The sequence below is a fragment of the Pantoea sp. SM3 genome, assembly GCF_000963995.1.
In the GTDB taxonomy this organism is placed as follows: domain Bacteria; phylum Pseudomonadota; class Gammaproteobacteria; order Enterobacterales; family Enterobacteriaceae; genus Pantoea; species Pantoea rwandensis_B.
In genome coordinates this window covers 37,854-49,098 of sequence record NZ_JZRD01000007.1, presented here as the reverse complement: position 1 = coordinate 49,098, position 11,245 = coordinate 37,854, and the positions used below count along the sequence as shown (strand labels likewise).

General features: G+C 54.9%; 11 protein-coding genes. 10 read left to right on the top strand and 1 reads right to left on the bottom strand.

From position 1 onward, the window contains the following. The first annotated feature begins 134 nt into the window (after positions 1 to 134). Positions 135 to 701, top strand: coding sequence for an ADP compounds hydrolase NudE (gene nudE, locus VI01_RS04030; protein ID WP_038644276.1), 567 nt, complete (start codon positions 135 to 137; stop codon positions 699 to 701). 50 nt (positions 702 to 751) lie between these two features. Here the strand turns inward: nudE and mrcA are convergent, their stop codons facing one another. Then, positions 752 to 3,301 carry a peptidoglycan glycosyltransferase/peptidoglycan DD-transpeptidase MrcA gene (gene mrcA, locus VI01_RS04025; RefSeq protein WP_045814065.1) on the bottom strand — a complete coding sequence of 850 codons (2,550 nt, stop codon included), beginning with the start codon at positions 3,299 to 3,301 and terminating at the stop codon, positions 752 to 754. A 242-nt stretch (positions 3,302 to 3,543) separates the two neighbouring features. Here mrcA and pilM point away from each other — a divergent pair, with 242 nt between their 5' ends. The 9 genes from pilM to dam all read left to right on the top strand — a co-directional run bounded on the left by pilM (position 3,544) and on the right by dam (position 11,211). Next, on the top strand, positions 3,544 to 4,353 hold the full coding sequence (pilM, locus tag VI01_RS04020; RefSeq protein ID WP_045814064.1) for a pilus assembly protein PilM: 810 nt from the start codon (positions 3,544 to 3,546) through the stop codon (positions 4,351 to 4,353). After that, positions 4,350 to 4,895 carry a PilN domain-containing protein gene (locus tag VI01_RS04015; RefSeq protein WP_231638459.1) on the top strand — a complete coding sequence of 182 codons (546 nt, stop codon included), beginning with the start codon at positions 4,350 to 4,352 and terminating at the stop codon, positions 4,893 to 4,895. The genes pilM and VI01_RS04015 overlap by 4 nt, the downstream gene beginning before the upstream one ends. Further along, positions 4,888 to 5,382 (top strand): hypothetical protein, encoded by a 495-nt coding sequence (locus VI01_RS04010; protein WP_045814063.1) that lies wholly within the window; start codon positions 4,888 to 4,890, stop codon positions 5,380 to 5,382. Before VI01_RS04015 ends, VI01_RS04010 begins: the two co-directional genes overlap by 8 nt. After that, complete coding sequence (locus tag VI01_RS04005) at positions 5,372 to 5,752, top strand: HofP DNA utilization family protein (protein WP_045814062.1); 381 nt, start codon at positions 5,372 to 5,374, stop codon at positions 5,750 to 5,752. Before VI01_RS04010 ends, VI01_RS04005 begins: the two co-directional genes overlap by 11 nt. After that, positions 5,694 to 6,953 (top strand): DNA uptake porin HofQ, encoded by a 1,260-nt coding sequence (hofQ, locus tag VI01_RS04000; protein WP_075564072.1) that lies wholly within the window; start codon positions 5,694 to 5,696, stop codon positions 6,951 to 6,953. Before VI01_RS04005 ends, hofQ begins: the two co-directional genes overlap by 59 nt. A gap of 482 nt (positions 6,954 to 7,435) precedes the next feature. After that, positions 7,436 to 7,957 (top strand): shikimate kinase AroK, encoded by a 522-nt coding sequence (gene aroK / locus VI01_RS03995; RefSeq protein WP_034820046.1) that lies wholly within the window; start codon positions 7,436 to 7,438, stop codon positions 7,955 to 7,957. 39 nt (positions 7,958 to 7,996) lie between these two features. Next, positions 7,997 to 9,085 carry a 3-dehydroquinate synthase gene (aroB, locus tag VI01_RS03990; protein ID WP_038644284.1) on the top strand — a complete coding sequence of 363 codons (1,089 nt, stop codon included), beginning with the start codon at positions 7,997 to 7,999 and terminating at the stop codon, positions 9,083 to 9,085. Between the two features lie 182 nt (positions 9,086 to 9,267). Beyond that, the gene (locus VI01_RS03985; RefSeq protein WP_045814061.1) at positions 9,268 to 10,302 is read left to right on the top strand and encodes an SPOR domain-containing protein; all 1,035 of its coding nucleotides are present in this window, start codon (positions 9,268 to 9,270) and stop codon (positions 10,300 to 10,302) included. Positions 10,303 to 10,398: 96 nt separating this feature from the next. Beyond that, positions 10,399 to 11,211 carry an adenine-specific DNA-methyltransferase gene (gene dam, locus VI01_RS03980; RefSeq protein WP_038644286.1) on the top strand — a complete coding sequence of 271 codons (813 nt, stop codon included), beginning with the start codon at positions 10,399 to 10,401 and terminating at the stop codon, positions 11,209 to 11,211. Positions 11,212 to 11,245 lie beyond the last annotated feature (34 nt).

The following is an 11,245-nucleotide window of genomic DNA, read 5'->3' as shown; positions in this document are numbered from 1 at the left end:
ACAATAAGTTGTTAGCAGGCGTAAGCAAATGTGTGTCACGATGCTTTCCCTGCGCTGCGTGTCGCACATTGCTGCGGGCTTCGGTATGCTGGCGTCATCGCGATTCACAAGGCTGTGCTAAGTTTGAGGCTGATATGAAAACTCCAATGAAAAAACCTGACATCCTCAACGTGGAAGCGGTGGCCCGCTCCCGCTTGTTTACTATTGAAGCGGTTGATCTCGCTTTCAGTAACGGTGCACGCCGTGTCTATGAGCGTATGAAACCTTCCAACCGGGAAGCGGTGATGATTGTGCCGATTCTGGGTGATGATGTGATCCTGATTCAGGAATATGCCGTAGGGCTGGAAAGCTATGAGTTGGGTTTTCCTAAGGGGTTAATCGACCCAGGCGAAAGCGTGTTTGAAGCCGCAGACCGTGAGTTAAAAGAAGAAGCCGGCTTTGGTGCCCGAAAACTCGAAGCGCTGGGTAAACTCACTATGGCACCGTCTTACTTCTCCAGCAAAATGAACATTGTGGTGGCAGAAGGGCTATATGAAGAGAAGCTGGAAGGGGATGAACCTGAACCGCTGATTGTTCACCGCTGGCCGCTCAATAACCTGCTGGCGTTGCTGGAAGAGCCAGATTTCCGTGAAGCCCGGAATGTTAGTGCGCTGTTCCTGGTGCGTGAGTGGCTGGTGAAGCAGGGTCGATTGACCTACTGAATACGACAAATATGCAATAAAAAAGCCGGCGAATACGCCGGCTTTTTTTATCAGAACAGTTCGTGGCTTTGGCCGTTGTCCATGAGTGTGGTGCCCACATCATGCACAGAATACTCCGTTGGCTGAGTGCCATTGATGAAGTACTCCTGACGGGTATTGCCGCCACCGTTGGCCAGCTTGCCCGTACCGCGATCGATCGTCACAGTGACAACGCCATCTGGCGGTGTCAGCGGCTGTACCGGCACGCCATCCAGCGCAGATTTCATGTAATCATCCCAGGCTGGCTGAGCACTCTTCGCGCCGCCTTCATAGCCAGAAATCTGGTCAGGAATCGCACCTGACATGGTCGAGCGGCCCAGCGCGCGTGAATCATCGAAACCAATCCACACTGAGGTCACGACACCAGGGCCGTAACCAGAGAACCACGCATCCTTCGAGCTGTTAGTGGTACCGGTTTTTCCGCCGATATCGTTACGCTTCAGGTCACGACCCGCGCGCCAGCCTGTTCCCATCCAGCCGGGCTCACCGAACACGTTGGAGTTCAGTGCGCTTTTGATCAGGAACGACAGCGGCGTATTGATCACATGCGGAGCATATTGCTGATCACCTGCGGGTTGCGGCTGGGCAGGCACTTGCTCCAGCTCCGGCTGTGGCACCGCCTGATTTTGCGATTGATCGGAGGTCGCGACGTTTTCCACGCTCTCTTCGCTCAGCGCCAGCGATTTTTTGGTATCACCGTAGATCACCGGCAGATTGCACTGTGGGCAGGCAATCTTCGGTTTCTCTTCGAACACCACGCCGCCTTGTTCATTCTCAATTTTGGTAATGAAGTAAGGATCGACAAGGAAGCCGCCGTTAGCCATCACGGCATAACCGCGCACCACCTGCATTGGGGTAAACGAAGCCGCACCCAGTGCCAGCGATTCGGTATGGATGATGTTCTGTGCAGGGAAGCCGAAGCGCTGCAGATACTCTGCGGCGTAATCCACACCCATCGCACGCATCGCACGTACCATCACCACGTTTTTCGACTCACCCAGGCCCTGACGCAAGCGGATAGGTCCCGCATAGGTCGGCGGGGAGTTTTTGGGGCGCCAGTCCGCTCCGGCACCCGCATCCCAACGTGAAATGGGCACATCGTTCAGTATGGAAGCCAGCGTCAGTCCACGGTCCATCGCGGCGGTATACAAGAACGGTTTGATGTTTGAACCGACCTGACGCAGTGCCTGTGTCGCGCGGTTAAACATACTCTGGTTGAAGTCAAAACCACCGACCAGCGCACGTACCGCACCGTCTTCTGGATTGAGCGAGACGAGGGCCGAGTTGACCAGCGGCACCTGACCTAACCACCAGTCGTTATCGACTTTACGCACCCAAATCTGCTGGCCAGCCTGCAGTACCTGCGTCACGCTGCGGGGCGTAGGGCCTTGTAGCGTGTCGGATTTGTAAGGACGCGCCCAGCGAACGCCCGCCATACTCAGAGAGACGCTGCTGCCGTCTTTCATCATCGCGGTGGCTTCATCGGCCGTGGCAGTGGTCACCACGGCGGCATTCAGTGGGCCGTAGGTGGGCAGGTCTTTCAGCGCGTTTTGAATGCGGCTCTTATCCCAGCTGGCTTCGCCCACTTTCCACAGCACGTTGGTCGGGCCGCGATAACCATGACGCATGTCATACGCCATCACGTTATTGCGAACAGCTTGTTGTGCGGCCTCCTGCAGATGACGCGTGACGGTGGTATACACCTTGTAGCCATCATCGTAAGCGGCGTCACCATAGCGTTTCACCATCTCCTGACGCACCATTTCGCTCAGATAAGGTGCGGAGAAGGCAATTTCGGGACCATGATAGGTTGCGACCAGCGGCGTGTTGCGCGCGTCATCATACTGCTGCTGCGTGATGTAATTCTGGTCGAGCATACGCGCCAGTACCACATTACGACGCGCCAGCGCGCGCGCATGAGAGTAAAGCGGGTTAAAGGTTGACGGTGCTTTCGGCAGACCGGCAATCATCGCCATCTCACTCAGTGAGAGCTGATCAACCGGCTTACCGAAGTAGACCTGTGCTGCCGCTCCGACACCATAGGCACGGTAACCGAGATAGATTTTGTTGAGGTAGAGCTCGAGGATTTCATCCTTGCTCAGCAGTTGTTCGATGCGAATCGCCAGGAACGCTTCCTTGATCTTACGCATCAGCGTGCGTTCAGGGCTAAGGAAGAAGTTACGCGCCAGCTGTTGCGTGATGGTACTGGCACCCTGGGAAGCATGGCCGGACACCAGCGCGACGCTGGCGGCACGGAAAATGCCCACCGGATCGACGCCGTGGTGCTCATAGAAGCGGCTGTCTTCCGTTGCAATGAACGCTTTGATCAGCTCAGGCGGCATCTGTTGCAGGTTGAGCGGCACGCGGCGCTTCTCACCATACTGGGCGATCAGTTCGCCATCCGCGCTGTAAACCTGCATCGGGGTTTGCAAACGCACGTCTTTCAGCGTGTTCACATCGGGCAGCTGCGGCTCTATGTATTTGTACAAACCATAAACCGTGCCTGCTCCCAGCAGAATGCAACACACTGTAAGAATCAATAAATACTTTACGAACTTCACCTGAGAATTCCCATCTGTTGTCGTTTGGGCAGTTTATAAACAATCGCGCGGTAGTATAAAGGCAAGCCTGACGCTTTGATATACCCGTCATACTTCGAGCTGCAGCTGTGTCGGCTGCGCGAGCTTACCTTAGACGCTGACTTCATTAAGCGCCTGAGCCATCGCTCGTTTTCCGCCTTGCCGCGACTCGAATGATTTAGGGTATCTCTTTTTTTACCTTAAAAGATAAGGAGATCGCGCATATGGCTTTTCAGCGCTGGCAAATCGGATTGGACATCCAAAACGGGCAACTCTGCGCCCTGGGCATTGAACGCCGACGTCATGGCTGGCAGTTACGCCATTGGTGGCAACAACCGCTGCCGCACGATACGTTACGCAAAGGCGTGTTGCAAACTACCCCTCTGTTACAGGAGATGTTGACGCGCTGGCAGCGTCATCTGCCGAAACGCTATTCACTGCGAGTTGGCTTGCCGCCGCAACTGGTGTTGCAGCGAACATTGCCGCTGCCAGAAACCTCGCTCAGTGAGCCGGCGATGAGCCGTTATGTGGCATCCTCGGCACCACGCCTGTTTCCGGTTGAACCCGCCACGCTGTCGATTGACTACCGCTCGGCACGTAATGCAACGCAACTGTGCATTACGGCGGCACGGCGTGAAGTGATTGCGCAGTGGCTGGCGCCGCTAAAGGAGGCTGGCCTGCGACCCGATGTCTTTGAACTGAGCAGCCTGGCGTTGACCCAAATCGCCATGCGCATACCGCTGCATCGTGACCAACTTTTAATCCATCCGCTTAGCGATCACTGGTTATGGACGTTAGCCGGTGAGCCGGGCACTTCAGGCGCGGCCACAGAACCTCTAACGCTGGCGAAACTGCGTGAAACCTTCCCTCAGGCATCGTCCATCTTTTGCACCTCGGCCTTCAGCCTGGCTGAACCCAGCGTGACGCACTGCCGACCGCTTTCATTACTGCACTATCGGCAACCGCCACTGCCTGCGCAAGAAGGTGAGTTTGCTATCGCGCTCGGTCTGGCGCTGCGCCCGGAGGATGCATGATGCTGGCCGTCAATTTATTACCCTGGCGCGTGCGGTTGCAGCAGCGCCGTCGCCAGCAAAGTGTTTCCCTGCTGGGAAGCGTCCTGCTGGCGACGGTAATGATGGTGCTGTCGTTATGGTGGCGCGGAAGCCAGGCACAGGGCCAGATGCACAGGACGTTGGCGGAGATCAGCCAACAGCATGAAGCGTTGCAACGCCAGTTGACGCAACAGCAACTGCTGCTGCAGCAACGCGATGAGCTATTAGAGGCGCAGCTGATACGGCTGCGTAAAAAGGATGAGCATCAGCGCTGGCAACAGTTCTGGCAGCGCTTGCCGATGTTGATGCTGGACACGCTTTGGCTCAAACGGGTGGAGCGGCGCCAGGGCATCTTGCTGTTCGAAGGGCAGGCGCAAAGCATGATGGCGATCCAGGATTTTCGTCATCAATTGATGAGGCAGCCGCTGTTTGCCACGGTAAAACCGGCCAGCGTGCAGCGCCAAACCGCTGGGCACTATCGATTTGTCTTGCGCGCGCGGATGCAGGAGAACATCGGTGAATGATGCATTGCAGCGCTGGCTCGCTTTAGCCCTGATGTGGCGCATTGCCTGCCTGTTGGGCATGTCTCTGCTGCTGATGCTTTTGGCGTGGTGGATTTTGCTGCGCCCGCAGCAACAGGTCCATGCTGCCCAATTACGCCAGCAGGCGGTGATGTCACAGCAGGTGATGCAGCGTCAGCAGCTATTGGCTGCACGACCTGCCATCAACGTGCTGGAACAGGAAATCGCACGGTTACAGCAACCCATTAGTGGCGTCACTGAGCAAGTTACGCTCGAAGCTTTGATCACCGAGCGTGGCGATCAACTGGAAAGCTGGCTGCCGGATAATCAGCCACAGCAGTTACAGCTGCGGCTCGGCTGGACGCAATTTGTCCCGCTGTTTTCAGCGCTGTCATTGACTCGCCTGCCTGTACCGCAGCGCTTTGAACTCAAAGAAGAGCAGGGATCGCTGAACACACAGCTGTGGCTGGAGGATGGAGATGCGCCATAGTGCATGGCTGTTAGTACTGTGGAGCGGCTTTACGCTGGCACGCGATCCCTTTCAGCCGCAGGCCGAGGTGCAATGTCGGATGCAGGTAGCTGAACCTGATGGCTGGCGGTTGCAGGGCATTATCGGTACTCCCACGCGCTATGTTGCCTGGCTACTCTCACCAGAAGGAAAAAATCTTCGGCTTGGCCCTTCGGCTCGGTTACCGCGCTCAAGCTGGCAGGTGGCAGCGTTAACCGCGAATAGCATGACCTTGCATGTCGCGCAAAGCTGCCCACCGCAGCAAATCACCTGGTCTATAAAAGGAGGATATTATGAAATGGATGACACTACTGCTGTGCCTGAGTTTGAGCCTACCTCTGCAGGCAAATGAGGAACGCTTAAGCCTGGTGTTTGATGATGCCCCCGTTGAACGTATTTTGCAGGCGCTGGCAGATTATCAACAAACCAACCTGCTGATTGCACCTGGCGTTGAAGGGCGCTTATCACTGCGCCTGGAAAATGTAGGATGGGAGCGCGCACTGGCGCTGGTGACCCGGTTGGCAAAACTCACCGTGGTGCAGGAAGAGGGCGTGCTGCTGGTTTATCCCGAAAGCTGGCAACAGATGCAGACACAACAGGCGAAAACAGAACATGAGGAGCGGCAACAGCAACTTCCTCTCGAACAGCAGTCCGTCACGCTGCATTACGCCAATGCCAGCGATGTCTATCGTAGTCTGCAAGCGGAGCGTTCACTCCTCACTCCACGCGGCAGTGTCACGGTCGATAGCCGCACCAACAGCTTGTTATTGCGTGACACTGCCGCCGCGCTGCGTGATACCTCGCGCTGGTTGCGCGCGCTGGATATGCCACTCGAACAGGTCGAGTTGTCTGCCCACATCATCACTATCAATGAAGAACATCTGCGTGAGCTGGGGGTGAACTGGCACACCGCGCCTGCGCAAAGTGTGACGACGGCATTGCATCATCCACAACTGGCGATCCCATTGGCCGTGAATAGTCCTGCGTTGCGCGCGGGTGTTACGCTGGGGCAGGTTAGTGGGGGATTGTTGAATCTGGAACTCAGCGCGCTCGAACAGGAGAACCAAATCGAAATCATCGCCAGCCCGCGGCTTTTTACTTCTCACCAGCAAACCGCTTCCATTAAACAGGGAACCGAAATTCCTTACGAGGTGAAGTCGGGCAGCAGTGGTGCAACGGCGATTGAATTTAAAGAGGCAGTGTTAGGGATGGAAGTGACGCCCATGGTTCTGGGGAATGGACGGATTCAGTTAAAACTGCGCTTAAGCCAGAATATGCCGGGGCGCAGCCTGAACGTGGGTGAAAGCAACGTGCTGAGTATTGATAAGCAGGAAATTGAAACGCAGGTGACGCTGCGTGATGGCGAAACGTTGGCGCTGGGCGGGATTTTTCAGCAACAGCGCATGCAGACCGAACAGCGGGTGCCTTGGTTGGGTGAACTGCCCTTACTGGGAACGCTATTTCGTCAGCAAACCAAAGAACATAAAAAGAAGGAGTTGGTGATCTTCATTACCCCCAGACTGGTCAGGGAAGCAGCGCTTACAGCCGGATAAAGCGGAAAATTCACTCTGATTTGCCATCTGCGTTGACGCAGGGCAGGAATTAGCTTACAAGGTTTAGCGATTTTTAAAACGGTGTAGCGGAACGCGGCAGGATAACCTTCCGATGGGCGTCAGTCACAAGCGATACTGGCGTCAGAATATTTTTTCCTTAAATAAATTGAGTTAAAGCGCGGCGGTGAAAGCGTTCATTCCTAAGCTTATTTATGTAAGTTTCAGGGATGAAAAGACACAGCCAACGCGCATGGTGCTTGAAGTGTGAAGGAAAACAGGAGGGGCGTTACCGTCTCGCGAACCACAGACCGGTCCTGTTACAAGGTCGCCGGGGGCAATTTATTCGGTTGCCAAACGGCCATGAGTGTTGAGATAATTTTCCGTCTGACTCTTGTTAATGCTCATGAGGTCTCAGTTCCTGTCCCGCCAGCACTATGCTGAACGCGGGGTATCATCAACGAATTCTTAGTAATACCGATAAAATGGCAGAGAAACGCAATATCTTTCTGGTTGGGCCGATGGGTGCCGGCAAAAGCACTATTGGTCGTCAGTTAGCTCAGCAACTCAATATGGAATTTTTCGATTCCGATCAGGAAATTGAGCGACGTACCGGAGCGGATGTAGGCTGGGTATTTGATGTGGAAGGCGAAGACGGTTTCCGCGATCGCGAAGAGAAGATCATTAATGAACTCACCGAGAAACAAGGCATTGTCCTGGCGACCGGTGGTGGTTCTGTCAAATCCCGTGAAACCCGCAATCGTCTCTCCGCCCGCGGCGTGGTCGTTTATCTTGAAACGACTATCGAAAAGCAACTTGCTCGTACACAGCGTGATAAAAAACGTCCGTTGTTGCAGGTTGAAGAGCCACCGCGCGAAGTACTGGAAGCTTTAGCTGGCGAACGTAATCCACTTTATGAAGAGATCGCTGACGTCACTATTCGCACTGACGATCAAAGTGCAAAAGTTGTCGCCAATCAGATCATCAACATGCTGGAAAAAAATTAATCCAGCGCCCTGACGGCTCAGCAATAGGTATCGGTCATCATGGAGAAGATCACTGTCTCACTCGGGGATCGTAGTTACCCCATCACCATCGCTGCCGGACTGTTTAACGATCCGGCTTCTTTTTGGCCGCTAAAAGCAGGCGATAACGCCATGCTGGTGACCAATGAGACGCTTGCCCCGATCTACCTCGACAAGCTGTCAGCACTGCTTTCGCAGGCGGGCGTGAAGGTGGATCAGGTGATTTTACCTGATGGTGAAAAGTACAAGACGCTCGCTGTGATGGACGATGTCTTCACCGCGCTGCTGCAGAAACCGCATGGACGTGATACCACGTTAATTGCGCTCGGCGGCGGTGTGATTGGTGATCTCACTGGGTTTGCCGCTGCGAGCTATCAACGCGGTGTGCGCTTTATCCAGGTACCGACAACGCTGCTGTCTCAGGTCGACTCTTCGGTCGGCGGTAAAACAGCCGTCAACCATCCGCTGGGCAAAAACATGATTGGTGCCTTCTACCAGCCCGCCTCAGTGGTGGTCGATACCGATTGCCTGGCTACGCTGCCGGCGCGCGAATTGGCGTCTGGTCTGGCAGAAGTAATCAAATACGGCATTATCCTCGACGGGGAATTCTTCCAGTGGCTGGAGCAGAATCTTGATGCTCTGCTGGCACTGGATCAGCAAGCCCTGGCCTACTGCATCCGTCGCTGCTGTGAACTCAAAGCTGAAGTGGTTGCCGCCGATGAACGTGAAAACGGTCAACGCGCACTGCTCAATCTGGGCCATACTTTTGGTCATGCGATTGAAGCGCACATGGGCTATGGCAACTGGTTACACGGTGAAGCGATTGCGGCGGGAATGGTCATGGCTGCCCGTACCGCCGAACGGCTGGGTCAGTTCACTTCGACGGATACCGATCGCATTATTGCGCTATTTTTGCGAGCGGGTTTACCGGTGCACGGCCCGGCAAGCATGCAAGCAGAAGCGTATCTTCCGCACATGATGCGCGATAAAAAAGTGCTGGCGGGTGAAATGCGTTTGGTGCTGCCTCTCGCAATTGGTCGCTCTGAAGTGCGCGCAGGTGTGGCACATGATATGGTGCTGGCTGCGATTAACGATTGTATAAAATACTGAAGATATCCGGAATAAGTTGAGCTGCAGCAAGGTGGCCATCGCATGCGTTCCAGGCGCTGACATCAGTGAGATGTCTGGATGATAGGATGCAGCCAACGTCGTTTCAGCTTGAAGTATCACGGATAAAGCAGTGAGTGGTGATGCGGTGCGTGGGAAGCGTGCTGTTTTACGGAGGAGGCTAGATGGATGAGTTCAAACCGGAAGACGAGTTAAAACCTGATGCCAGTGACCGCCGTCCAACGCGGCCACGCAAAACGTCTTCTGCGCCGAAAGCGAAGGTACCTGTTTCTCGTCAGCATATGATGATGGGGATCGGCATCCTTGTTCTGCTGTTGGTGGTGCTGGGTATTGGTTCGGCATTGACGGGTCCGGATGATAAGAAACCCGCAAACACGGCCAGCAATGGCAATGCGGCGCCAACGGCAACCGGTGGTGAAAAGAACATCGACCTTTCCGGCTCGACGTCCATGAGTGGCCAGCAAAGCGCCACACCTTCAGCGGACGCATCGCAGACGCCAGCGGCATCCTCCTCTTCAGCAGGCGGCGATTCCAACTCGATTTCAATGCCAGCAGTGTCTTCAACGCCGACGCAAGCTGCACCTGTCGATACGCCCGCCAATCAGCAACGTGTAACGCTGCCGGGCGATCTCAACAGTGCGCTGAGCAATCAGCAAGGCCAGGTTGATAACGCGGCACAGGGTGCACAAGGCAACAGTTCATTGCCGACCGCTCCTGCTACCGTAAGCGGTAACGGCAAAGCGATAACGCCTCCGGCGATGCGCTCTGAGACACCTGCGCGTACCAACAGCAATGGTTCACGTGAAACGCACAGCAACACCGCGCATAAAGCGCCGACCACGTCGAAACCGGCAGCCGGAGCAAAAGAGAATAAAACGCATACCACTGCCGCGCATAATGCGCCGGTGAGCGCCAGCAGCGGTACCAGTAAGTCACTGCCAACGGGCGGAAGCTACACGCTGCAGTTGAGCGGTGCGTCGAAAGAAGAGAGCCTGAATGCCTGGGCGAAGAAACAAAATCTGAGCGGTTATCACGTGTATAAAACCACGCGTAACGGTCAGCCCTGGTATGTGTTGGTCAGCGGTGCTTACGCTACGCCAGCCGATGCCAAGCGTGCAGTGGCATCACTGCCGGCTGAAGTCCGTGCGGCAAATCCGTGGGTAAAACCGTTGAGTCAGGTGAAGAAAGAAAGTCAGTAATTGATGTGGGGCTGCGATCGCGCGGCCCCGTTTAAAGCGCAAAGCTGCTGTCGGTTCCACCACAGCCCATAATTAAGATGTAATAACCACGACAGCATGAAGAAAAATCGCGCTTTCCTTAAATGGGCCGGAGGGAAATACCCGCTGCTTGACGATATCCGTCGTCATTTGCCACAAGGTGACTGTTTAGTCGAACCTTTTGTGGGTGCCGGTTCCGTGTTCCTCAACACCGATTATGATCGCTATCACCTGGCGGACATCAACGGTGACCTGATCAATCTCTATAACATCGTTAAAAACCGCACGGCTGAGTTCATTGAAGACGCGCGGCAGTTGTTCACGCCTGAAGGTAATATCGCAGAGACCTATTACGCGCAACGTCTGGCATTTAACGCCAGCAAAGATGAATATCAGCGTGCATTACTGTTTCTCTATCTCAATCGGCATGGCTATAACGGTTTGTGCCGTTACAATCTGCGCGGTGAGTTCAATGTGCCTTTTGGTCGTTATCGCAAACCTTACTTCCCGGAAGCGGAGCTGTTGTGGTTTGCCGAACGGGCGCAAAAAGCGACCTTTGTCTGTGAATCGTACGATGTTACTCTGAACAACGCCCCTGCTGGCTCAGTGGTTTATTGCGATCCGCCGTATGCGCCCTTATCGGCGACGGCGAACTTTACCGCGTACCACACCAATAGCTTTAGCCTGCGCGAGCAGCAGCATCTGGCCGAGCTGGCAAATAAGCTGGCACATGAAAACAGCATACCGGTGCTGATTTCCAACCACGACACGCTGCTTACGCGTGAGTGGTATCAGAATGCGGTTTTACACGTAGTCAAAGCCCGGCGTTCCATCAGCCGAAGCATAAGTGGTCGCACTCAGGTTGACGAACTGCTGGCGCTTTTCCGCTAGCCTGTTTCGTCCGCGACCAACGCATTACGCCAGC